The sequence below is a fragment of the Actinacidiphila sp. bgisy160 genome (assembly GCF_965342435.1).
Lineage (GTDB): Bacteria > Actinomycetota > Actinomycetes > Streptomycetales > Streptomycetaceae > Actinacidiphila.
The window spans coordinates 101,909-125,146 of the sequence record NZ_CBDRCM010000017.1 but is presented as its reverse complement, the minus strand read 5'-3'; the positions used below and the strand labels follow the sequence as shown (position 1 = coordinate 125,146).

The following is a 23,238-nucleotide window of genomic DNA, read 5'->3' as shown; positions in this document are numbered from 1 at the left end:
TAGGGCCGTTCGCGTCGCCCCCCCCGGTGACGCCGGGGGGCGGCGTCCGGCCGGGGGAAGGTGCCGGGAGACCGGCTGCCCCGGAAACCCGGAAATCCGGCTGCCCCCCGATCAAGGGCCTGATAGCGTCGCCGTGCAGTGACGACCGAGGAGGTGAGACCCATCAACGCTGTATCAGGCCGGGTGCTCCCCTCCCGCACGACTGCGCGGATCCTCTGACGCAGGTGTCCCCGGGAGTGCCCGCAGGCATCCCGGAAGGCACCGACCCATGCGCTTCATCTCGGAGACGACCGCGAACGGCGTCTCGGAACACCTCTTCGTCCTCGGCGACATCACCGGCGTGCTCTGGTCCCCCGCCGGCGCGGACGGCGACCGCCCGCTGATCCTGCTGGCCCACGGCGGCGGCGGGCACAAGAAGGCCCCGGGCCTCCTGGCCCGCGCCCACCACTATGTGACGACCGGCGGCTTCGCGGTCGCCGCCATCGACGCACCCGGGCACGGCGACCGCCCGCGGACCCCCGGCGACGAGGCCGCCGCGGTACGCATCAGGGAGGCGGTCGCCTCCGGCGGGCCCGTCGCCCCGCTCATCGCGCGCCACAACGCGGCGCTGGCCGCCCGGGCCGTCCCGGAGTGGCGCGCCACCCTGGACGCCCTGCGGGCCCACGGCGGCGTCGGCCGGGACGTCCCCGTCGGGTTCTGGGGCGTGTCGCTGGGCAGCGCGGTCGGCGTACCGCTCGTTGCCGTCGAACCCCGCGTCACCGCCGCCGTGTTCGGGCTGCTCGGCCACGAGTCCCTGACGGACGCGGCGGCCCGGATCACCGTGCCGGTCCGTTTCCTCCTGCAGTGGGACGACGAGCTCGTGCCGCGTTCGTCGGCCCTCGCCCTCTTCGACGCCTTCGCCTCCCGCGACAAGACGCTCCACGCCAACCCGGGCCGGCACATCGAGCTGCCCACGTCCGAGGTGGAGAGCGAACGGCGCTTCTTCGCCGGTCGTCTCTGCCGGGTCCCCGGCGCGCGACAGGCGCACCCCTGACCCTCCGGGACGCCCCGCCACCCCGCTCGGCTCTCTTGCCCGCACACCGCCGAAAGGATCTCCGCCATGCCCGTTTTCCCCTCGTACGACGGCACCGAGCTCGCCTACCACGTCCTCGGCTCGGGCCGCCCGCTGGTCTGCCTGCCCGGTGGGCCGCAGGACTCCGTGTACCTCGGCGACCTCGGCGGCCTGTCCGCGCACCGGCGGCTGATCAGGCCGGACCTGCGGGGCACCGGCCTGTCCGGGCTGCCGCGGGACATCGCCTCCTGCCGCTGCGACCGGCTCGTCGACGACGTCGAGGCCCTGCGCGAGCACCTCGGCCTGGACCGGATGGACGTACTCGCGCACAGCGCCGGGGCGAACGTCGCCGCCCAGTACGCGGGCCGCCATCCGGACCGGGTCGGCAGGCTCGTCCTCGTCACGCCGAGCGTCCGCGCCGTCGGCCTCCCCGTCACGGGCGACCTCAGGCGCGAGACGGCCCTGCTGCGCCGGGACGAGCCGTGGTTCCCGGAGGCGTTCGCCGCCCTGGAGGCGATCGTCGCGGGCGAGGCCACACCCGAGCGGTGGCAGGCCGTCGCCGCGTTCTCCTACGGCCGCTGGGACGAGGCGGCGCGCGCCCACCAGGCCGCCGAGCGGCAGCAGACGAGGGACGAGGTGGTCGCCGCCTTCGGCAGCGAGGGCGCCTTCGACCCGGACGGCACCCGTGCCGCCCTCGCCGGGCTGGCGGCGCCGGTCCTGCTGCTGGCCGGGGCAGTCGACCTGGGGGCTCCTCCGGCCACCGTCGCCGAGTTCGCGGCGCTCTTCCCGGACGCCGGGTTCGTCGTCCAGCCCGGGGCCGGGCACTTCCCCTGGCTCGACGACGCCGGCCGCTTCGTGTCCGCCGTCGCGGGGTTCCTGGGAGGTGAGGGCGAGCTCAGGGCCTCATGACGTGCGGCGGCGGCGGGACGCCCGCAGGGCGCGGACCAGGATCGGCGGGACGAGGTCCTTGGCCAGGCGGCGGGCCGTGGAGGCCCGGTCCCCGACCAGGGACGGGTATCCATTGGGCGGCTCGTGGCGGGAGACCGGCGCGGCCGGGGCCTTCGCCTTCGTGCCCCTGATGCGGATCAGGGGCACACCCGCCACCTGGTCCACGGCGTGCCACAGGTCCTCGCGTGCCCTCAGCCACGGCAGCAACTCCTCGCGGGCCTGGTCCGGGTCGCCCCAGGTGCCGTAGAGCTTGGTGCTCGTGACCACGACGGGCCTGAGTCCGGCCGTCGCCACCGCCGCCCACACGGCGGCGGCGACGCCCGGGCAGTGCTCGCTGCGGAAGTCGTCGAAGGCCGCGATGCCCTCCGGGAGCAGCAGCTCGCGCGCCGCCGCGATGTCGCCGCGGACGTGCTCGTACAGATGCGACGCGTCGACGTGCACGAAGCGGCAGCTGCGGGCGCCGACGTGCGAGGTGATCAGCGAGGTCGGGCCCTGCACCATGGTGGGGAGCCGGTCGTGGAACGACAGGTAGTTGGCCTCGAAGGCACGCCGGGTCAGTGTCGAGTACGCCGAATGCATCTCGGCGCTGTTGGGGTCGTCCACGGCCGGGGAATCCCACAGGTCGCACACCGTGAACCGCTGCCCCGCACGGAGGTAGCTCCCCATGAAAATGGCGCTCTTCCCCATGTAGGCGCCGAGTTCCAGCAGGTCACCCGGGTGTTCCCGGTCGTTCTGCCGCCGCAGGAACCAGTCGAAGAGCAATTGGTCCACGGGCCAGAACCAGCCTTTGACGTCCGCGAAACGCTGCGGCCGGGGAATTCCGTCCGCGGTTTCTCCCGAATGTGGCATGAACTGCTCCCTGAAGGGCTGGTCCGCCGAACTGAACGCGAGGATATCGATCTCCGGCCCGTATCGTGGGAACGCCGCCGCGCCGGACATCGCGCCGCCCGCGCCCGCTCCGCGCGGGGGGCGGCTTGACCTCAAGGACGGTCGAGGTTCTACGGTCACTGCATGAGCATGGAGACCACGGCCTGGACCCAGTTGCACAGCGTCATGAACGCCACGCAGGACCGACGACCCCTGGCCCGCGACACCCTGAGGCGCGTCGGCGCCTTCGCCCGGCCCCACCGCCGGCGCATCACCGAGTTCGTCCTGCTGAGCACGGTGACCGCGCTGCTCGCGGTGGCGACCCCGGTCCTCGCCGGCCGGGTGGTCGACGCCATCGTCTCCGGCGGGGACCCCGGGCGGGTCACCACGCTGGCCGTGCTCATCGCCGTGATCGCCCTCGCCGAGGCGGGCCTCGGGCTGCTGAACCGCTGGCTGTCCGCGAACCTCGGCGAGGGCCTCATCCTCGACCTGCGCACCGCCGTCTTCGACCACGTCCAGCGCATGCCCGTCGCCTTCTTCACGCGGACCCGCACCGGAGCCCTGGTCAGCCGTCTCAACAACGACGTGATCGGCGCCCAGCGCGCCTTCAGCAACACCCTCTCCGGGGTCGTCGGCAACCTCGTCACCCTCCTGCTGACCCTCGGCGTCATGCTCACCCTGTCCTGGCAGATCACCCTGCTGGCCCTCGTCCTGCTCCCGGTATTCGTCGTCCCGGCGCGCCGCATGGGCACCCGCATGGCCCGCCTCCAGCGGGAGGCCGCGGCCCACAACGCCGCGATGGGCAACCAGATGACCGAGCGCTTCTCGGCGCCAGGCGCCACCCTCGTCAAGCTCTTCGGCCGGCCCGCCGACGAGTCGGCCCGTTTCGCCGAACGCGCCCGCCGGGTCCGGGACATCGGCGTGCGGACGGCCATGGCGCAGTCGACGTTCATCACGGCACTCACCCTCGTCTCCGCCCTCGCGCTTGCGCTCGTCTACGGTCTGGGCGGCCACTTCGCGCTCACCGGCACGCTCGACGCCGGTGCCGTCGTCACCCTCGCTCTCCTCCTCACCCGGCTCTACGCGCCGCTGACCGCGCTCGCGGGTGCCCGCGTCGACGTCATGAGCGCCCTGGTCAGCTTCGAGCGGGTCTTCGAGGTCCTCGACCTCCGTCCCCTGATCGCCGACGGGCCGGACGCCCGCCCCGTGCCGGACGGGCCGGTCGCCGTCGAGTTCGACGACGTCCGCTTCGGCTACCCTGCCGCCGACAAGGTGTCGCTCGCCTCACTGGAGGAGGTGGCGACACTGGACACCCGCACCGGCGGCGAGGTCCTCCACGGGATCTCCTTCCGCGCCGAACCCGGCCACACCGTCGCCCTCGTGGGCTCGTCCGGCGCCGGGAAGTCGACCATCGCACAGCTGCTGCCGCGTCTGTACGACGTCGACGGGGGCGCGGTCCGCGTCGGCGACACAGACGTCCGCGACCTGACGGCCGCCTCCCTCCGCGCCACGGTCGGCATGGTCACCCAGGACGGCCACCTCTTCCACGACACGATCCGCGCCAACCTCCTGCTCGCCGCGCCCGACGCCACCGACGACGAACTGCGCGACGTCCTGCGCCGCGCCCGTCTGGACCGGCTCGTCGACGAACTGCCCGACGGCCTCGACACGGTGGTCGGCGAGCGCGGCTACCGCCTGTCCGGCGGCGAGCGGCAGCGCATGACCATCGCCCGGCTGCTGCTGGCCGGCCAGCGCGTCGTCGTCCTCGACGAGGCCACGGCCCACCTCGACAGCACCTCCGAGGCCGCCGTCCAGGAAGCCCTCGCCGAGGCCCTCACCGACCGTACCGCCGTCGTCATCGCCCACCGCCTCTCCACGGTGCGCGCCGCCGACCTCATCCTCGTCGTCGAGGACGGCAACATCGTGGAACGCGGCACCCACACCGAACTCCTGGCGGCGGACGGCCGGTACGCGGAGCTGTACCGCACGCAGTTCAGCACGGAGGGCCTCGTGCCGGGCACGGCGCGCTGACCTGCGGCAGCGGGCCGCTTCGGGACGAACGAACCCTTTCCGCCCCGTTCCGGCCCGCTCCGGTGTGGCCGCGGCCACACCGCTTTTGACCTTGGCATCCCTGACGTCCTCGATGCCCGGGCTCTACTCCCGCTCTTGGCCGGAAACCGCCCCCTGGGCCTTTGCCGACAGGCGTGACCAGGGGCGGCACGCGCCGTCCTCCGGGGCCGTCTCCAGATGGGGGCGGATCAGGTCGGCCGCCTCGTTGACGACACGCAAAGCCTCTTCGGCAAGGTGGTCTCGCGCAGGATGTCGCCCAGGTTCCCCGCGGCTGCCGCTATGGCGGCGAGCTGGCCGGCGTCCTGGGTTGCGGCCATCGCCCGGTCCATGACGACCCACGCGAGCTCGGACGGCGCGATGTAGGCGGGGGCCTGGCCGGACAGTTGGGGCGGTTGACGGCGCCGGAAGGATTGAGGGTGGTGTCAGTGCCACCCCCCTACGGTGGCGGTATGCCCCTCCTCTTCCGCCTTGGCCCTTCGCCACACCTGCGCGCGGTTCGACGTGAACGAGTTGATTCGGCGCCTGATGAATGAGCCCGTTGGCGACCGGCGGACCGTGGAGTACCAGCGACTATGGAGTCAGCGGACTGAGTTGACCCGTACTCAGGCGGACAAGCCGCTGACCGTTCGTCTTCGGGGAGTGCGCGACACCGTCGGCATCTGTTGAGCGTCGCGCGCTCCCAGAGGCCACCGGGGGGCCGGTCGGGGTTGGTCAGAGCCGCTAGCACTTAGCGTTTTCCAAGGCCCGGGATATCCTGGAATTGGACCGCGATATCGCGGGCGCACCCCTCGTTGCGGCTGTCAACAATCCATTTCACACGTCAACTTCTTGGCACGATGAATTGGCTCGCATCCAAGCCACCGAGCCGTCGAGCGCCGCCGTGAGGCCAAGTGAGAATCGGAATCACGGGGGCATCTCTACAACGCTCTGGGTTTGCTGAGGTAGATCACCATGTACTGCCGAAAGACGCTCACATCCGGGGCGGTCGTTGTGATGCTGACGGGGAGCATCCCAGCGGCATCAGCAGCTACGCCTCCGGATATCACTGAGGGCACAGCATCCTCGGGGGGTGCACTCAACGTGACGCTCCCCGCAGCAAAGCTCACCTCCGTGGGGCTCACCGTACGGAAATCAACCGGCGAATGGTGGGAGGTGGCGGTCAATTGGCGCATTAGTTACACCGCGTCGGATGTTGCGGCGCAGAACACATACCGGACTTGGGTAGAAATATGGGAGGATGACAACGTCTACGACGACATCATCGCGAATGGCTCGTCAAAGCCGGCATTCCTCACGGCGCGAGCACAGCCGCACAGCATCACGCAGAAGATCCTCGTAACCAGCGGCGCAATCGGCACCGAAGTAGGAGACGAGGAGGTTTACGCGAGGGCTTATGCCGAAAACCGCAAAACCGGGGCTGTGTTCGAGTTGTGGTCCTTCACCTTCGTTGTCGACGACTGACGCCCACCCCGGAGTCGCGGGGCGGGCGTACGGCCCTGGCGTCCCGCGCGCTCGCGGGGCTGGGGTATGACCTGCGGTCCTGCCCGGCACGGACGCGGACAATCTCCACCACGGCGCGGATGCCGGCGCCGCCAACGACCGTGCCACCGCTGACGATGCCGAGGGTCACGAGGGTCAAGGTTGCTTGCTGCTCATTCCTGGCCACCTCCTGGGCGTGGTCGCAGTCCGGGCACATCAGGCGCGAGCGGGCGTTCGCCTGGTCGACGGCGTCCCGCAACGAGCCGCCGTCGTGGGGAACACCTCGTGAAAGACGGCCTCGAGCCGCTCCTCCATGTCGCGCATACGCTCCATCAGGCCCGGCCGCGCCGGCACCCCGGGACGGGCCTGCTCGCCGAAGTAGTCGTCGATGAACTGAGTCACCCGCCGGAAGAACCGGACGACGGCCGCGGTGCGGCGCCACAGGCCGGTGACGATGGCGCCCAGGGCGACGAGGACGCTGCCCCACACTTACCGCCGTCTTAATACGGAACACCAGAACGGTCAACGTGTTTGCCGGACGCGGACGGTGGGCTGCCAGTTGAATACCGCCCATGGCATACCGACCGAGAGCGCGCTGGGTGTTGGCTCCGGTGTTCTTCCTGGCGGCGCTGACCAGTGGTGGCGTGCTGCTCCAGGGCCTGGGCGCCTCGGTGTGGTGGGCCGCGCCGGCGGCGGCGGTGCTGACGGTGTTCCAGGATGCAGCGCTACGCCCTTGGCTGGAGCGGCGTCAGGTGGGCGGCCAGGCAGACCGGGCTGCGGTGGCGGCCCTGCGGGCGCACATGGGCCGACGGGGCGCGCTGCCCAGAGTGACCGAGACCGATCCGCTCAGGCTGGGCGTGCACCAAGCAGTCCCGCTACCGGATGTGCCGGAGAACACCGTACGCCTGCCGGACGACCCGCAACCGGACCCGCACCTGCCGACGTGGGTGGAGCGCGGCTGCTTCCCCGAACTGGTGCACTGGCTGCGCGTGGAGGCGGCGGTCAAGGGCGGGTTTCTGCTGATCGTCGGCGACTCCTCGGTGGGCAAGACCCGCCTCGCGTACGAGGCCGTGCGGGAGGCGCTGCCCCGGTTCGCGCTGCTCCACCCAGACGACACGGCCCTGGTTGCCCAGGTGGCCGACGCCGGCTTCCGGCTGCCCCGGCTGGTGATCTGGCTGGACGAGCTGGAGCACTATCTGGTCGAACCCGACCGCACGCTCACCCTGCCCGTGGTGCGCCGGCTGCTGGAGTCGCTCGTCCCGGTCGTGCTGGTCGGCACCCTGTGGCCGGAGACCTTCAGCAGGCTGGTCGCCCAGGGGCCGGATCAGGCGCCCACCCACCCCAACGCCCATGCGGTGCTCAGCTTTCCGGGCGTGCGTCGGCTGTTCCTGGAGACCTTCGACACCGCTGAACGCGCGGCCGCTGAGGCGCTCGCCCGCACCGACGGACGGATGGCGAAGGCAACGGCGGACCCGCGGCACGGCGTCACCGAGGTGCTCGCTGGCGGCCCCGTCACGGTGTGGCGCTGGCAGGAGGCGGCGCCGGCCCCGAAGGCGGTGATCACCGCCGCGATCGACGCCCACCGGATCGGCCTGCGTGCCCCGCTCACCGCCGAGTTGCTCGCCGCGCTCGCCCGCGCCTACCTGCCAGCCCCGGAGGAGGACGATGCTTGGTTCGCCCCAGCCCTGGCCGAGGTGACGACGGTCCGCCGGGGTGGCGGCGTGATCGCACCGATTACGCGGGTGGCCGACGCGGACAACCGCCGGACGGTCGGCCATGTGGTGTCGGACTACCTGCTCCAGCACGGCCTCCGCACCCGGGCGCACTCTCACGTTCCCGCACTCGTCTGGCAGGAGATCGCCCGTCTGGGCACCGACCCCGACGAGCTGTACCGGGCCGCTGCAGCTGCCGAGCGGGCCGAGTCGGCAGCCGCCGAGGCGCTCTATCGTGCCGCAGCGGATGCTGGCAGCGCGGATGCGCCCACCGGACTGGCCGCCCTGCTCATCGCCCAGGATCGGCTCGGCGAGGCCGAGGAGTTGTTGCGCGCGGCGGCCGCCGACGGCACTGCGGAGCACCATGCTCCCGTGGCCTACCTACTCGAATGGTGTGGCCGGATCGACGAGGCCGCCGAGACCTGGCGGGAGGCGATCGCCGCCGGCGACCTGGACGGGCGGCGCGCGCTCACCGACCTGCTGCACGCCCACGGCCGGGTGCCCGAGGCCGAACAGGTCTGGCTGCGCGCCCTCGCCGATGGCGACCCGCGGGCCCGCAGCGGCCTGGCCGACCACCTGGAACTGTGCGGCGACACCGACGGGGCCGAGCGCGCCTGGCGCGCGGCGGTGGAGGCTGGCGAACCGGGCGCCCGGATCGGGTTGGCCGACCACCTCGGGCACCGGGGCCAGACGGCGGAACAATCCGCGCTGTGGTGGCAGGCGCTGGCTGCAGGGGAGCGCGACGTCCACAGCGCCCGGGCGCGCTGGCGAGAGCGGGCCGGCACGCCGGCCCTGGAGGACTGGTTGCTCGCTCTCGGGACGGGCGATCACCTCAGCGCCGCAGAGTGCGGTCACCTCATGTCGGAGTCGTCCACGCTGATGCTCCTGCCGGCGTTGGCGACGGGGCACCCCATGTTGCCGATGCAGTACGACCACTTCCGGCACGCGCAAGGCATCCAGCTGCGGGCAGCCCTGGTCTCGCGTACTGCCGCGGCGATGGCCGAGCAGGTCCGGCTCGACCTGATGCTCTTCCTCGTGGGCGCGGAGCAGCGGATGCGCGGCGCCGGCGCGCGTCGGCGTGACGGGCTCGCTGAGCTCGTCCGGGTCCGTCAGCGGCTCGTCGGTGGACCGTTTGCCGGGGCCCGGCAGGCGGTCGTGCATCATCAGCTGGTACGGGACGCGCGGCACGGCAGGGCCGCCGAGACCGCCGCCGGGTACATTCCGGTGCCTGGTCATCTCGTACCGGTGGTGGTGAAGCCCATCGCGTCCGTCCCGACCACCTGTCCGGGGTGCGGCTCGGCCGTCGCCGACATATCCCGGCCGTTCTGCCCCGACTGCGGCGCACGCCTCGACCAGCCCCAGACCCACCAGACAGCACGCCCGGACGAAGCCGACGCATGACACGCGACGCCCCCGTCACGATGCTCACCGAGCAGATGCCGGCATGCGGCTCCGCACACTACGTGCTGCTCTGCGGAGATACCTTCGCCATCGAGGACGACCTGATTACCGCTATTCGGCTCGCTCCCGGTCGCCGGACTCGCCGGTCGGGCGGTAAGTCGAAGGTGCGGGAGCTCGCAGAGCCGTTGATCCCACCGTCGAAGATGCGACCGCATCGCGGGGGCGCTCGGGACACGCCCGACAGAACTCCGTTGGCCGCGATCACCTACATGTCGGTCAGCGGGGCGCGCTCTGCCGCCGTGATCCGGGGTATCGAACCCGTCGGCTCATCGCGGTGCTGATCTGGTCCGGAGCCGGCGTGCGGGGGTCGGCCGCACGGCCAACAGACGATGGGTCGTTGGCTGAGGACATCGTGTCGCTGGCTGCGGTTCCCTTGAATTTCCTCATGCGCCGCCCTTCCGGGGCGGCCCGCCTTCACCGCGGCCAGGGGGTCGCGGGGGTGATCAGACGGTGGCCGCGGCAGCCGCGAGCATGTCGGTGGAGACCTGCCAGAGGAGGGCCGCCCGCTCGGGGTTCACCGCGTGGGCGGCTACGCCGCGGCGGATACCGGGCTGGTGCGGGGCGGCCTCGTTGCAGTCCTCGAAGTACCGGCCGGTGACCCCTTCGACCAGCGGGGAGGCGGCGAGCAACACGGACGTGGCGGCTCCCTGCGGGATGTCCTTCCAGGACACGTCGGTGCTGGTGGCCTCGAACGTGGTGGGGCTGTCGGCACTCCCCCGCCCGCTCCGAGGTCGACGCCCAGGACGTACTCATGGCCCTGGGTGGAATCAGCCTCATGGCCTCCAGCGAGGGGCGTCGCGACCTGGCGACTCGGCTCATCGACCTGCTCCTGCACGGCATCCTGAAGGGCTGACCCACACCGGAGCCGACTGTAATGGGCCGCAATGGACGGACACGCCGAAGACAAGGCCGCCGCCCAGGCGAGGGCGGCTCGGGCGGTTCGGGTGACGCTGCCGCCCGACCGGCCTCGGCTGCGAGAATGCCGGCCCTGGCTTCCGTCACCCCGCCGAAATCGCCGACGGCGTTCGCGCCTCCCCGAGCAGGAAACTCTCGATCGCCTTGTTGAACCTGACCGGATCATCCAGGTAAGGAAGATGACCGCTGTCCGACAAGTGCAGAACCTCGCTCGTCGAGCAGATCGCGCTCATCTCCTCCACGCAATACGGAGGAATGAACGCATCCTTTTCTCCTCTGATCAGGAGGATGGGTTTCCGGAGGTTCTGCAGCTCCGGCCTCTGGTCGATATCGACGAGCTCGCGGAACACCGAGTGAAGGTGAGTCGGAGTGATCGAAGAGAGAGACGCGGTGAACCCGCGCCAGATCGCAGTATGCTCACGTACCCCCATCTGCCGCAGCAGCCGATCTCCCCAAACATGAAGCCCGCCAGGCCGGAGAAGCAGTTCGTACAGCTCGAGTCGGCTTCTCCGGTCCTCTGGCGTGAGATGGAGAAAGGCGTTGACGATCACCAGCTTGTGGACCCGTTCGGGCCGATGCGCAGTGAATGACAGGCCGGCGCGAGCGCCTTTGGACAGGCCTATGATCGACACCTGATCGATCTCGCAGTGGTCGAGCGTGGCCTCAATCGCGTCCCGGTATTCCCGGAAAGACACGTCGACGCCCGTGGAGCGACCGTGTCCGGGCAGGTCCAGCGCGATCACGCGGTGGGTTCTCGAGAAGTGACGGCGCTGGTGAAGCCAATTACTGGCGTTCCCTCCCAGACCGTGCAGGAAAAGGATGGGCGGACCTGTCCCCTCATCGGTGCAGTGCAGCCTTTGCTTTCCCCAGTCGAACATCATCGCGGTGTCCTCCCTTGCCGCTCATCGCATCGCCGGCGGTCGAGTGCCTCGCGGGCCGCACTGCACCCATGCCCGGCCATGAGGCGCGGAGCTCAGGCGTTCTTCTTGTGTCGCGTGTAGTGGCGGCGGGCCTTGGTGCGGTTGCCGCAGACGGCCATGGAGCACCAGCGGCGGCCGCCGCTCTTGGAGATGTCGTAGAAATGCAGCACGCACTCGGGGTTGGCGCACTTGCGGATGCGGCCGGGGTTCTCCTCCAGTAGTCGCAGGTAGGCATCGGCCGCCTTCCAGGCCGGGAGCCAGCTGGGGGAGTCGGTGTCGACGACGGTCTCGGGACCTTCGGGGCCCAGCCGGCGCTGGAGCCTGCCGTGCCGGAGGGTCTCGTTCAGCCCATTGACGGCCTGCCGGCGATCGGCCTTCTCGTCGAGGAGTGCGGCAAGTGCCGTGCGGGTGGTCAGGAGCGCGTCGAGGGTCTCCTGGGTGTGCGGTGCGGTGTCGGCGAGACCCGCGGAGGAGAGCCAGATCCCCACTCCATCGGGGTATTCCAGCAGGTCGTGCGCACCACTCTCGTCGATCCAGCGGCTGTTGAGCAGGTCCAGCGGCAGTGGCTCACCGATGAGGGGGCGGGGGTCCGCGCCGATGGCGCGGGCGGGGTCACGGTTCATCAAGATGCCCTTTCGCGTCGTGTGGCCAGGATAACCGTTGATCCACATTTTACCGGTTGACCCCGACCAAGGTAACCGCTAACGTTCGTTTCAACGGTTAGATCGGACTGGTCTTGTCCGACTCCGTACAACGGAAGGCGTCCCTCATGCCCCTGTCCCTCGCCGGCGCACCCCTGCAGACCGGCCACGTCGGCCTGAACGTGAACAACCTCGACACGTCGCTGCCGTTCTACAACCGCGTCTTCGGCTTCGAAGTCATCGCCGAAGGCAAGGACGAGGCCCAGCGCTGGGCTTTCCTCGGCCGCGACGGCCGCCTCGTCCTGACCCTGTGGCAGCAGAGCAGTGCCTCGTTCGCCACCGGAACCGCGGGCCTGCACCACCTGTCCTTCCAGGTGGAATCCATCGACGACATCAAGACCGCCGAGGCGGTCCTGCGGGAGCTCGGCGTCGATCTCATCCACGATGGCGTCGTCTCCCATGGCGAAGGCGCGGCATCCGGCGGCATCTTCTTCACCGACCCCGACGGCATCCGCCTGGAGATCTACGCACCCACCGGTGCGGAGAACGCCCCCGCCCCCGCGGGGGCCGCTCCGACCTGCGGGTTCTTCTAAGCCTGTATCGGGTTTCTGCCGGGCCGGCAGCGTCTTCCGCTTCCACCGCGAGTTGTCGTCGGTCGCCAGTGCTCCGCGGTCACTCCCTGCCGCGCCCTGCTTTTGAAACCGCGTGACGCCGCCCCGTTGATCCAGCCGGAATGACGACATGGGCCTCCGCGCTCGGTACATGACCTTGGCTGGGGGCGGCTTCTGGTGCGGCGCGTCACATGGCCGCCCGCCGGCCATGGCACAGGCAATGTCACCAGACGTCATGAGTGAGCCCGTGAAGGTCGCGGGCATCCGGACATTCCGGCTCCTGGGCTGCCGCTCCATGCGGCAGCCCAGGAGCCGCCATCCACCGACCCGGAAAGGAGCCGGACATGGGCGCCTACCATCACGGCGAACGCATCGCGCAGGAACGAGCCGGCCTGCTGGACAATGCCGACTTCTCCTCCGCGGCCATCGGGGCGGCGATCCCCGGCATCGCCCGCGAGTTCCTCGCCGAACAACCCGTGATCGTCATCGGCGGCACCGACGCCAACGGTGACGTCTGGGCCTCACAACTCACCGGCGAACCCGGATTCATCTCCGCCGGCGGCCCAACGTCCCTGGACATCGCCGCCATGCCGGCACCCGGCGACCCGCTCCACGAAGCACTCAGCCACCCCACCCACCTCGGCATGCTCGCCATGGAGCCCACCACCCGGCGACGCATGCGCATGAACGGCACCGCCCAACCCACGGCCGGTGGCCTCCACATCACCCTCGACCAGGTCTATGCCAACTGCCCCAAATACATCCAAAAGCGGGAACCCACGAAGCGACCCGCCATGCCCGCCGCCCCTCGCCACAGTCGCGAACTCAGCACCGAACAAACCACCTTCCTCACCGGAGCCGACACCTTCTTCATCGCCACCACCGACCAGGACGGCAATGCCGACGCCTCCCACCGCGGCGGCAACCCCGGCTTTCTCCAACCCCTCAGCCCCACACGACTTCGATGGCCCGACTACGTCGGCAACGCCATGTTCAACACCCTCGGCAACATCCAGGTCAACCCCCACGCCGGCCTTCTCGTCCCGGACTGGGCCACTGGCACCCTCCTCCAGCTCACCGGCACTGCCACCGTCGACTGGGATCCCCACCACGCCGAAGCCATCCCCGGCGCCCAACGCATCGTCGAATTCACCATCCACCACATCGTCCAGACCGACCACGCCTCCCCTCTGACCTGGAGCACCCCCCAGTACTCCCGCTTCAACCCACCCCCGCCCCGGCCCATCGAAGGAGCCACCGCATGAGCGCCACCGTCAACGTCACCGTCGACATGAACCTTTGCGAAAGCCACGGCCAATGCGTCTTCGCCGCCCCCGAGGTCTTCTCCTTCGACGACGACGACTATCTCGTCTACAACGCCGAGCCCGACTCCGCCCTCTACGACAAGGTCGTCAAGGCCGCTGCCTCCTGCCCCGTCCGCGCCATCACCGTCGAAAAATCGCCGTGACCACCACGCCCCACAACATCGTCATCGTCGGCGCCTCCCTCGCCGGACTCCGCGTCGGCCAAGCCCTGCGCGCCGGCGGTCACCAAGGCCCTCTCACTCTCATCGGCGCCGAACCCCACCCGCCCTACGATCGGCCCCCACTCTCCAAGGAATTCCTCTTCGGGCACGCCGGGCCCGAAGCCCTCACCCTGGAAAGCACCAAGCCACTCGGCCTCACCGAACGCTACGGACAGTGCGCCGTCCACCTCGACACCACCACCCACGAAATCCACCTCGACGACGGCTCCGTCATCCCCTATGACGGACTCGTCATCACCACCGGAGCAGGCGCCCGCACCTGGCCCGACTCCGTTCCCACCACCGGCGTCCACACCATCCGCACCCTCCGTGACGCACAAAACCTCAGAAACGACCTCGCCGCCGACCAGCGACACATCCTCATCGCCGGCTCTGGATTCATCGGCTGCGAGGTCGCCTCCGTGGCAACTCAACTCGGCCACCGCGTCACCCTCGTCGGCTCCCAACCCCTTCCCCTGCACAACACCGTCGGCGCCAAAGCCGCCAGTTTCCTGACCCAGCTCCACCACGACTCCGGCGTCACCGTCATCACCAACGCCTCCGTCACCAGCCTCCACGGCACCCACCGCCTCACCGGTGCCACCATCGCCGACAACACCGGCACCAGTCAGCACATCACCGCGGACACCGCGCTCCTCGCCCTCGGCGCCCGCCCGCACACCGACTGGCTCACCACCTCCGGCCTCCAACTCCACAACGGTGGCCTGACCACCGACGAATACACACGGACCCTCAGCACCGACGGCACCCCTCTACCCCACATCGTCGCGGCCGGCGACGTCACCCGTTTTCCCCACCCACACGCTCCCACCCGCATCAGCCTCGGTCACTGGAGCAACGCCGTCGAGCAAGCCCAGATCGCAGCCCACAACCTCCTCAACCCTCACCACCCCACCCCCTACCACCCCGTCGCCTCCTTCTGGTCCACCCAGTACGCCGTCCGTTTCCGCGCCGTGGGCCTACCCCACTACGCCGATCACACCGAAGTCCGCGAATTCGACCCCACCCACCGCCGCCTCGATGTCGCTTACTACCGCAACGGCCACCTCATCGGCGCCCTCACCGCCAACCGCGCCGCCCGCATCACCGCCTACCGCACTCAACTCGCCGAGCACCTCGCGACCCAGACCCACCCCTGACCCGCCCGGCCGACAGGGCACCTGCGCCCAGGCGGCAGCGATGAGATCCACATCGCGCCGCCTTTGACGCTTCACATCACCGCGCCGCCCTCACTTGCCGGTCGCCGGGCTCGTTTCAATGCCGGTTCCCGCCGTCAGCCGGCTGAGAAATAGTCAGCCTCATCGACGCAGGGCGATTGCAAAGTCCGATGATCTTGGGTTGACGCTGGTCAGCTGAGTCCGAGGAGGGTCAGCGGTCGCTCGAAAGGTCGGAGGTCCATCTCCCGTAGTCCGGCCGCGATGTTGGTGTGGCCGGCGGCACGGAGCTGGTTGATGGCGAAGCTACGGAGGGCGGCCATGTTCTCCGGGCCGTGTCCGGTACGGATCTTGGAAGCGTCCTCGCGGTAGGCGGTGTCGCGTACGAAGTGGAGCCGGTTTTCGATCACCCACTGTGATCTGACGATCTTCGCGATCCGTTCCGGGGAGGCTTGCCTGCTGCTCAGATCGGTGATGACGTAGACGGTCTCGCGGCTGCGTTTGCCGGTCGTGACGCTGGTGCGGTGCCGCACGATCTTCGCGACCTGGACGGCGTGCGGAAAGTCCACGCCGAGTTCGGTGACGGTCAGCGCTTGCACCACCCGGGTCTCCAGGCGTCCGTGTCCTGTGGTCCGGTCGTAGAACTTCGCGGTCGCCTGCTGCCAGGGCAGGGTGCGCAACTGCTCGTACAAGCCCTTCTGGTTCTTCTTCACGGTGAACGCGTAGTGGGGCCTTCTTGCCCTCCACCAAGAATCGGGCGTGGTCACGCTGGGTGTGCAAGGCGTCTGCAGTCACCGTGACGCCGGTCAGGTCGAAGGGCTCCAACAGGGCGGCGAAGCAGGTGATTTCGTTTGTCTTGTCCGGCACTCGCAGCTGGGTGACGGCCTGCCCGCCGCCGGTCATCGCGGCTGGCAGGTGGGCGGCCGGGGTGGTGCCATGACGCGAGCCGCGGGCGCTCTTGCCGTCCACAGCCACCGTCTCGCTCCCGTCCGGCTCGCATCCCAGCAGGTCGGCCAGACCGCCGGGGCAGGTGTGCAGAATGACCCGGCGGATCGTCGCTCCACTCGGTGCCACCCGCACACCGAGCGCGGTGGCGGTGCGCGCCCCGAGCCGGATCAGGACGTAGTGCGGCGCGTTCTTGGCCCACTGCCCGATGGCCGCGAAGGACTGTGCTCCGGCGGTCACCGCCGAGCAGGCCACCAGCAGCACCGCCACGAACGGGTGACGCCTCCCGCGCCGCGAGCGCGGATCAGCCAGCGTCTGCAGCCGCAGCGCCAGCGGACCGATCGACCGATGCTGACGGCTGGGCCACCTGGTCAGGCAGACGGTGGCAGACTGGCGGCACATCGAAGCTCCGTTGGGCGAAGGCGACTTGGGAAGGTCACCTCCACAACGGAGCTTCGTTGCGTTGCGTCGCGCGCCCAGCAGACATCGTCACACCGTCGTGACCTGCACACTCACAAGATCACTCAGAATTTGAAATCACCCTGATGGCGGAGGGCCTGGTATCCGCTTCTGTGATGTTTCGAAAGAGCGCTGCGCTCTCTTTCGACTCTTTCGGTTAGGGGATTCGAACCACTCGCCGAGCCTTTGCCATGTGGCGGCGTAAGCATGACAGATTTTGGCCGCCTCTTTCGGTGGCAGCTCGGAAACTCCTGAGGCATCGGCGTCGAGCAGCTTGTCGAGCCATTGCTGGCTCTTACTGACCACCGACGCGCGCCCGTTTAGATCCGTGTGCAGCTTATCCAGGAGATCGGGGAGATTCTTTGGGGCATCCTTGGATTTTGGCTTGCCTTCCAAGTCTTCTGGGGACGGAATACCTGGAGGGACATTCCCCATTCCAGTGACTGCTACAGGGGATGCCTTTCTGACCTCTCGTATCAGAGCAACCCTGGTCGGCCAGTCGCGAGCGCTTACCGCTGCGACCTTCTCCACCGAATCCCAGACGCTTTTCTCCTTACGGAACCACTCAATCATGGAGTGAATATCGGCACAGGAGTTTCCGCTTCGTCGATGCCAGGCTTGCTCCATAGCGCGGGCTTCTGCTGCTAGGAATTGTTCGTCATAGGTGGCCATCTGGTGCTGAACGACACCGGGAGGAGTTTTGGAGAGCGCTCTGGCGTGCGGGTACATATGGCCCACAAAATCCCTGAAGGCATCCGTCTTCCTGAGATCTGCCAAATCGGGATCAATGGCAATCAGCCACATGTTCTTCTCGGTCTCGACGGTAGTGTAGGAACTGTCGGAAGCACGCAGCGCCTTCTTCAGTTCGTCAATTGCATGTTCGGCTAGGAGTGGATCACGTGTCTTCTTATACGTTTTCTGTCGTGTCTCATCGTTTTTCGGATCCCATATTTTTCGACTATCTCGCATTGCGGCCCCGTACACGCAGGCCGCGTTGTAATGATCCTGCCACTGCCTGCTTTCCGTTCGCAGCGGCCAATCCATGCGCAGCGGCCAGTGCGAAAAGTAGAGGTACTTCTTGACCCGTTCCCTTAGGGCATCGACGGACAAAGGTGACGGCAGTCCGGTAAACGGCCGATGCGTTGTTCCCCGCCAGCCGAATCCTGGGAGAGCGATAGGGTTTTCCCCAGGCTCCGCCTTTGAATACTCATCCCACGCCCGGGACAATTCCAGAGGGACCAGCAGGTCACGGCAGATTCGCAGATTGGTCCATGTGCGAGTCCTGGAATTCGCGCCACCTGGGACGATGAAAGCGAGCTTACAGTCTGCGGCAAGTCTGACCATCTCCTGTTCAGATGCCCGCTGGAAGAACAAACGGACTCGCCTGCAAGAATCGCTGCTAAGAATAGCTTCGACACACTTTCGCGCATCCTCCCTTTTCTTTGGATCCGCACCTTCGAAGCTCCGCAGCCTCTCGGCTTTGACCATTTCCAGGTAGCCGATGGGCCAGTATCGATTCGCCAATATTGGAATCAGTCGCCGGCGGATACCTTCGCGTACCCTCGCGCGCGAATCATCTCCATTACGCTTGCACCACTGCGTCGCCAGGTCCCGATCATCGTTCCGGTCATCCGCAGGGCGTCCGTGCCAAGGTCGACAACGCGGGCGCCGGTTTTCGCCCTCGTCTCGGTCATCGAAGAGTCGAAGCAACATCGCGTGGGCGTATCGCACTTCAATCGCGTCTGGACGTCGCCGCAGATGCAACAAATATCGGGGGCGGCGGAGATGTCCGAATGACTGCCAGAGTCGCCGCGTGTAGTCGTCTTCCCGCTGTCCGTCAGATATAAGCGATCCTTGGATCATGTCAAGGGCATCGATGTACAGGCCGCATTCCTGCTGCACTTTCGACAATTCGAATCGTATATAGGGGTTGAGCGGGTCAAGTTGCAGCGCCTTGTAGTACCAGTGCATTGCCTCATCATTTTGGTGAACTTTGTGGAGCTGATTTGCTCTCTGGACTGCCTCAAACAGCTCAGGGGGAATATCACGCCCTACCCAGTCACGCCAGGGAAGGCGCTTGCCTGCTCGGGTGACGGGCAGGAGCGACGCGACAACCCAGTACGCGGCGCTGCTGACAGCCTCTTCCCAATTTGATCCCCACACCGTTGTCATTCGGCAGCCGCCGAGCGCGTACGAGGTAACGGTCACGGTTAGGCCGTAGCGCGGTTCTTGGTCGCGAGCCCGTAGCTCTCCCCTGACCCGGTATGCGAGCTTCGGCCTCAAGCGCGCCAGGAACCGCATCATGCTTGCCCCGAGACGCTTTGGGTCGGGGTCCATGTCCCCGACCAGGTCGAGAACGCTTTCCTCAGGTGGCTCGGGGACACCAGGCGGCGGGTACAGGCTTGTCTCCGAAAGCTGTTGGCGAAACTGCGCGGTCAGACCGGCGACTGGCGGAGTAGTAGCGGACGTCCCGGTGGCATCCTGAAGCGGCTGTACTTCGACTGGCCCAGGCTTGTACGCACTGCGAGCGAGCAGCGCACGCCGCCAAGCCGCGAATATCCACAGGAGCAGCGCGAGTGCCGCAAAACGGGCACTCGCCGGTACGTTTTCGCCCCCGTTACTTCCAGTCACCAGCCCTGCGATACCGCCAAAGAGTTCATTCAGCCACGCCCACGAGTGCCATTCAGCCGAACTGCTGCCCTTCCACATATGACCGGCCCAATAAGCCATGGCGAGGAGTCCAGCCAGCAGGACGCCAAAGTACAGCCACCGGCGCCCTGGGTATCGGAGCGGGAGGGATGAGGGAGCCACTCGGGCCCGCTTCGGATGCGTCATCATGGATTTCCCCATGCATCTCGGATCCGTATACTTCCCAGCCTGAAGCAGGATCCCGCAGCATGCATCTCGGCGCAATGCCAGCGGAGATGGCTGCAGCAAAGACGATCCGCGCACGGCAACTCAGTTCCGGTCTGGGCGGCGGGGCCGGGAGCCCAGGGTGATTTCAAAGTCTGAGTGATCTTGTGAGTGTGCAGGTCACGACGGTGTGACGATGTCTGCTGGGCGCGCGACGCAACGAAGCTCCGTTGTGGAGGTGACCTTCCCAAGTCGCCTTCGCCCAAAGGAGCTTCGATGTGCCGCCAGTCTGCCACCGTCTGCCTGACCAAGTCGCCCAGCCGTCAGCATCGGTCGATCGGTCCGCTGGCGCTGCGGCTGCAGACGCTGGCTGATCCGCGCTCGCGGCGCGGGAGGCGTCACCCGTTCGTGGCGGTGCTGCTGGTCCATCGCATCGTGGCCACCTGCGTCCGCCTCGGCATTCCCGCCCTGGCCGACCTGGCCTACCTCGGCGCCGGCGGCACCTTCGCGACGCCCACCCGACGCCCGCCCCGCAACGAGCTCACCGCCCGGCAAAGATCGATGAACCGCTCGCACGCCCGGCTCCGTTATCCCGTCGAACGCGGCATGGCCACCCTCAAGCGCTGGCGCATCTTCCGTCACGCCCGCTGCAGCCCCAACCGCCTGTCGTCAGCAGCCAAAGCCATCCTCACCCTGGAGTGGCAACGCTGAAATGGCTCAGTGGCTTTACCCCGGCGGCCCGTGCGTTCGAGGACCGGCACGTTCGGCTCACTCGGTCCAGAAGTCAACGCCGTGCTGCCCCGCGAGGAGAGCGCCGCGGTGGAGTGGACAAGAGGGGTGGCAAGTCTCCGGCTCGTTGAGGTTGTGAAGATGCGGGTGGCCCGCCAGCGTCGCTGGGCCGGGATGACGGCCTCGAGTTCCTGAAGTTTCGGGGTCGCCGTCTCCCCGCCGCTTCTGCTGCGGCCTGCAGCAGGCGGGCGGGCAGCGTAAAAGCCGGCCAGATCCGGGCGAGGTGCCGGGCGGCTGGTGTCGCGTACCAGCGGGTGCAACCGCCCGATCGGCAGCGCGTCCAGCCCGGCCGCGGAGTGCCGGGTCAACTCGACACTTCCTCCGGTCGCCGGTCATCGCTGGCTGTGGCGGGGATGGCGTTGTCGATGAGGACGGCGGCGATGGCGGCGGCGGTGGGGAAGGCGTCGGCGTTGAGGACCCGGGTGCGGGCCGCGGCGCCGTCGATGAGCAGCGCGAGCTGCTCGCCGAGCTGTTCGGGGTCGGGGGCGCCGGCTTCGCGGGCGGTGTCGGCGAGCCGCGCGGCGACGGCTTTCTTGTAGTCGCGTGCGTACTGGGACGCGGGGTGCTGGGGGTCGTTCAGTTCGACGGCGGCACCGATGTAGGGGCACAGGGGGGTGGTGGGGGGGATGTCGAAGGCGGCGAGGAGCCGTTCGCGGGGCGTGAGGTCGGTGCGGTCGAACACGCCGGACAGAACGGAGGGGTCGAACCGGCGCAAATACTCGGCGACGAGTTCGTCCTTGCTGGTGAAGTGCTGGTAGGCCGTGCGCTTGGACACCTCGGCCGCCGCGCATAGCTGGTCCATGCCGGTGCGGTTGATGCCCTGCTCGCGGAACAGCTGCTGGGACGCGCTGAGGATGCGCTCGCGGGCGCCCCGGCCGCGGCGGCGGCCCGTGGGGCCCTTCTCCAACTCCGTCATAGACCCATGCTACCCGACATGGGTAACGGACGGTGTACATAGTTGCACCCCGGCCGCCCGCCCCGTACGGTACGTACACAGGGCGGTGTACATAACGCCGCCGTCCCAGGTGCGCACGGCACCACCGACTCAAGGGAATGACTATGGGAAAGCTCGACGGCAAGGTAGCGGTCATCACTGGCGGCACCACCGGCATGGCGCTGGCCGGCGCGAAGCTGTTCGTCGACGAGGGAGCGCACGTCTTCATCACCGGCCGCCGCCAGGAGGCCCTGGACGAGGCCGTGAAGCAGATCGGCCGCAACGTCACCGGCGTCCAGGGCGACGCCGCCGACCTGGACGACCTGGACCGCCTGTACGACACCGTCAAGCGGGAGAAGGGCAGTCTTGACGTGCTGTGGGCCAGCGCCGGAGGGGGCGAGCCCGCCCCGCTCGGCGAGATCACCGAGGCCCAGTTCGACACCTGGTTCGGGCTCAACGCCCGCGGCACCCTGTTCACGGTCCAGAAGGCCCTTCCGCTCTTCAACGACGGCGGCTCCATCCTCATGACCGGCTCCAACGCCTCCCTCGGCGCCTTCCCCGGCTGGAGCGTCTACGCCGGCAGCAAGGCCGTCCAGCAGGCCTGGGCCCGCATCTGGCTCAACGAGCTCAAGGACCGCCGCATCCGCGTCAACGTCCTGACCCCCGGCCAGGTCGCCACCGCCAAGCAGGAAGAACTCTTCGACGAGGCCACCAAGCGCCAGTTCGAGTCCCTCATCCCCCGCGGCCAGATGGGCCGCCCCGAAGAGATCGCCACCGCCGCCCTCTTCCTCGCCTCCGACGACTCCAGCTACGTCAACGGCATGGAGCTCGTCGCCGACGGCGGCACCACCGCCCTCTGAACCGGACAACATACGACCAGGGCAGGACATCTCATGAGCAGCATCAGCATCATCGGCACCGGGAACATGGCCCGCACCATCGGTGCGCGGGCGATAGCGGGCGGCAACACCGTCGAGGTCATGGGCCGTGATCAGTCCAAGGCCGCTGACCTGGCCAAGGCTCTCGGCGGCGGCACCACGACGGGAGAATGGGGCACCGCCCCGGCCGGGGACATCGTCATCGTGGCCCTGTTGTACGACGGTGTCGTGCCGGCCGTCGCCCAGTACGGAGACGCTCTCGCGGGCAAGGTCATCGTCGACATCAGCAACCCCTTCAATTCCGCGTTCGACGGGCTGGCCCACCGCGAGGAGACCTCGATCGCGCAGGAAGTCGCCAAGGTCGCCCCGGCCGGCGCCAGCGTGGTGAAGGCGTTCAACACCGTCTTCCGCCATGTCCTGGAGAAGGGGCGGCCCGACGTCTTCATCGCCGGCGACAATGCGCGGGCCAAGGCAAGTGTGGAGGCGTTCATCGAGAGCCTCGGGATGCGCCCGCTGGACGTCGGCGGCCTGAAAATGGCGCACTGGCTGGAAGGAGCGGGCGTGGTCACGGTGGGCCTCGCCAACCACGGGGTGGGGAACTTGGACTTCGCCCTCAGCATCACCGAACTTGCCGTCTGAGCAGCCGGTTGACGGATGCCCGCGCCGGTCTGTGCGGTGAGCGTCCCGGCCCACTGCGGATCGCCGGGGACCGCCTGGAGAAGCTGAGTGTTGATCAGGATCAGCCTGGATCGCAGGAGATGGAGAGCGAGCATGGAGACCTCGGCGTGCTCGCGTTCGGCGCCGGTGAGGACGCTCTCGCGGCCGTAGGAGATCTCGTCGTTGGTGGAGTTCCAGCTCTCGACGACCTGTAGTCCGCCGTTGATCTCGCGCCGGAGATGCTCATCAGCGAGATAGTCGCAGGCGGAGATCGGTCCTGACCGCCGCCCGAGTTCTCGGCTTCAGGAGTTCGAGGCCGTGACCGGGGCGTGTACCGGTGGTTCTGGA

General features: G+C 68.4%; 21 protein-coding genes and 2 pseudogenes. 13 read left to right on the top strand and 10 right to left on the bottom strand.

The features are described 5' to 3' along the window. Positions 1-268: 268 nt before the first annotated feature. A complete protein-coding gene (locus ACRWNP_RS16640; protein ID WP_431962012.1) occupies positions 269-1,033 on the top strand; it encodes an alpha/beta hydrolase in 765 nt (254 codons plus the stop codon). Positions 1,034-1,099: 66 nt separating this feature from the next. Continuing rightward, positions 1,100-1,960 carry an alpha/beta fold hydrolase gene (locus ACRWNP_RS16635; RefSeq protein ID WP_431962011.1) on the top strand — a complete coding sequence of 287 codons (861 nt, stop codon included), beginning with the start codon at positions 1,100-1,102 and terminating at the stop codon, positions 1,958-1,960. Here the strand turns inward: ACRWNP_RS16635 and ACRWNP_RS16630 are convergent. Next, positions 1,955-2,848 (bottom strand): class I SAM-dependent methyltransferase, encoded by an 894-nt coding sequence (locus tag ACRWNP_RS16630; protein WP_431962010.1) that lies wholly within the window; start codon positions 2,846-2,848, stop codon positions 1,955-1,957. The genes ACRWNP_RS16635 and ACRWNP_RS16630 overlap by 6 nt on opposite strands. A 162-nt stretch (positions 2,849-3,010) precedes the next feature. Between ACRWNP_RS16630 and ACRWNP_RS16625 the strand changes: the two genes are divergently transcribed. After that, entirely contained in the window at positions 3,011-4,897 is a 1,887-nt protein-coding gene (locus tag ACRWNP_RS16625) for an ABC transporter ATP-binding protein (protein ID WP_431962009.1), read from the top strand. Between the two features lie 1,119 nt (positions 4,898-6,016). Next, a complete protein-coding gene (locus ACRWNP_RS16620) occupies positions 6,017-6,397 on the top strand; it encodes a hypothetical protein (protein ID WP_431962008.1) in 381 nt (126 codons plus the stop codon). 234 nt (positions 6,398-6,631) lie between these two features. Here ACRWNP_RS16620 and ACRWNP_RS16615 read toward each other — a convergent pair whose 3' ends face one another. Beyond that, positions 6,632-6,904, bottom strand: coding sequence for a hypothetical protein (locus tag ACRWNP_RS16615; RefSeq protein ID WP_431962007.1), 273 nt, complete (start codon positions 6,902-6,904; stop codon positions 6,632-6,634). An 83-nt stretch (positions 6,905-6,987) separates the two neighbouring features. Here ACRWNP_RS16615 and ACRWNP_RS16610 point away from each other — a divergent pair, with 83 nt between their 5' ends. Beyond that, entirely contained in the window at positions 6,988-9,528 is a 2,541-nt protein-coding gene (locus tag ACRWNP_RS16610) for a hypothetical protein (RefSeq protein WP_431962006.1), read from the top strand. Then, positions 9,525-9,869 carry a hypothetical protein gene (locus tag ACRWNP_RS16605; protein WP_431962005.1) on the top strand — a complete coding sequence of 115 codons (345 nt, stop codon included), beginning with the start codon at positions 9,525-9,527 and terminating at the stop codon, positions 9,867-9,869. Before ACRWNP_RS16610 ends, ACRWNP_RS16605 begins: the two co-directional genes overlap by 4 nt. A gap of 162 nt (positions 9,870-10,031) precedes the next feature. On the opposite strand, the gene ACRWNP_RS16600 is transcribed toward ACRWNP_RS16605, so the two are convergent. The 3 genes from ACRWNP_RS16600 to ACRWNP_RS16590 all read right to left on the bottom strand — a co-directional run bounded on the left by ACRWNP_RS16600 (position 10,032) and on the right by ACRWNP_RS16590 (position 12,046). Continuing rightward, a complete protein-coding gene (locus ACRWNP_RS16600) occupies positions 10,032-10,259 on the bottom strand; it encodes a hypothetical protein (protein ID WP_431962004.1) in 228 nt (75 codons plus the stop codon). A 327-nt stretch (positions 10,260-10,586) separates the two neighbouring features. Next, positions 10,587-11,384 carry an alpha/beta fold hydrolase gene (locus ACRWNP_RS16595; RefSeq protein ID WP_431962003.1) on the bottom strand — a complete coding sequence of 266 codons (798 nt, stop codon included), beginning with the start codon at positions 11,382-11,384 and terminating at the stop codon, positions 10,587-10,589. 92 nt (positions 11,385-11,476) lie between these two features. After that, positions 11,477-12,046 carry a CGNR zinc finger domain-containing protein gene (locus ACRWNP_RS16590; RefSeq protein ID WP_431962002.1) on the bottom strand — a complete coding sequence of 190 codons (570 nt, stop codon included), beginning with the start codon at positions 12,044-12,046 and terminating at the stop codon, positions 11,477-11,479. Positions 12,047-12,192: 146 nt separating this feature from the next. Between ACRWNP_RS16590 and ACRWNP_RS16585 the strand changes: the two genes are divergently transcribed. From ACRWNP_RS16585 to ACRWNP_RS16570, 4 genes are all read left to right on the top strand, one after another. Further along, on the top strand, positions 12,193-12,657 hold the full coding sequence (locus tag ACRWNP_RS16585) for a VOC family protein (RefSeq protein WP_431962001.1): 465 nt from the start codon (positions 12,193-12,195) through the stop codon (positions 12,655-12,657). Positions 12,658-13,019: 362 nt separating this feature from the next. Further along, a complete protein-coding gene (locus ACRWNP_RS16580) occupies positions 13,020-13,940 on the top strand; it encodes a pyridoxamine 5'-phosphate oxidase family protein (protein WP_431962000.1) in 921 nt (306 codons plus the stop codon). Then, complete coding sequence (locus ACRWNP_RS16575; RefSeq protein WP_431961999.1) at positions 13,937-14,143, top strand: ferredoxin; 207 nt, start codon at positions 13,937-13,939, stop codon at positions 14,141-14,143. The genes ACRWNP_RS16580 and ACRWNP_RS16575 overlap by 4 nt, the downstream gene beginning before the upstream one ends. Then, positions 14,140-15,360 carry an NAD(P)/FAD-dependent oxidoreductase gene (locus tag ACRWNP_RS16570; protein WP_431961998.1) on the top strand — a complete coding sequence of 407 codons (1,221 nt, stop codon included), beginning with the start codon at positions 14,140-14,142 and terminating at the stop codon, positions 15,358-15,360. Before ACRWNP_RS16575 ends, ACRWNP_RS16570 begins: the two co-directional genes overlap by 4 nt. Positions 15,361-15,569: 209 nt before the next feature. Here ACRWNP_RS16570 and ACRWNP_RS16565 read toward each other — a convergent pair whose 3' ends face one another. From ACRWNP_RS16565 to ACRWNP_RS16555, 3 genes and pseudogenes are all read right to left on the bottom strand, one after another. Then, complete coding sequence (locus ACRWNP_RS16565) at positions 15,570-16,142, bottom strand: ISAs1 family transposase (RefSeq protein WP_431961997.1); 573 nt, start codon at positions 16,140-16,142, stop codon at positions 15,570-15,572. A 256-nt stretch (positions 16,143-16,398) separates the two neighbouring features. After that, positions 16,399-16,722 (bottom strand): annotated as a pseudogene (locus ACRWNP_RS16560) (transposase family protein); the annotation flags it as partial. Positions 16,723-16,857: 135 nt separating this feature from the next. Then, positions 16,858-19,509, bottom strand: a complete 2,652-nt coding sequence (locus ACRWNP_RS16555) for a hypothetical protein (protein WP_431961996.1) — start codon at positions 19,507-19,509, stop codon at positions 16,858-16,860. 399 nt (positions 19,510-19,908) lie between these two features. Between ACRWNP_RS16555 and ACRWNP_RS16550 the strand changes: the two genes are divergently transcribed. Next, complete coding sequence (locus tag ACRWNP_RS16550; RefSeq protein ID WP_431961995.1) at positions 19,909-20,343, top strand: transposase family protein; 435 nt, start codon at positions 19,909-19,911, stop codon at positions 20,341-20,343. A 382-nt stretch (positions 20,344-20,725) separates the two neighbouring features. Here the strand turns inward: ACRWNP_RS16550 and ACRWNP_RS16545 are convergent, their stop codons facing one another. Further along, a complete protein-coding gene (locus ACRWNP_RS16545; RefSeq protein ID WP_431961994.1) occupies positions 20,726-21,337 on the bottom strand; it encodes a TetR/AcrR family transcriptional regulator in 612 nt (203 codons plus the stop codon). 143 nt (positions 21,338-21,480) lie between these two features. On the opposite strand from ACRWNP_RS16545, the gene ACRWNP_RS16540 reads away from it, so the two are divergent. Beyond that, on the top strand, positions 21,481-22,215 hold the full coding sequence (locus ACRWNP_RS16540; RefSeq protein WP_431961993.1) for an SDR family NAD(P)-dependent oxidoreductase: 735 nt from the start codon (positions 21,481-21,483) through the stop codon (positions 22,213-22,215). A gap of 33 nt (positions 22,216-22,248) precedes the next feature. Continuing rightward, a complete protein-coding gene (locus ACRWNP_RS16535; protein ID WP_431961992.1) occupies positions 22,249-22,872 on the top strand; it encodes an NADPH-dependent F420 reductase in 624 nt (207 codons plus the stop codon). A 47-nt stretch (positions 22,873-22,919) separates the two neighbouring features. On the opposite strand, the pseudogene ACRWNP_RS16530 reads toward ACRWNP_RS16535, so the two are convergent. Then, positions 22,920-23,177 (bottom strand): annotated as a pseudogene (locus ACRWNP_RS16530) (Tn3 family transposase); the annotation flags it as partial. Between the last annotated feature and the right edge of the window lie 61 nt (positions 23,178-23,238).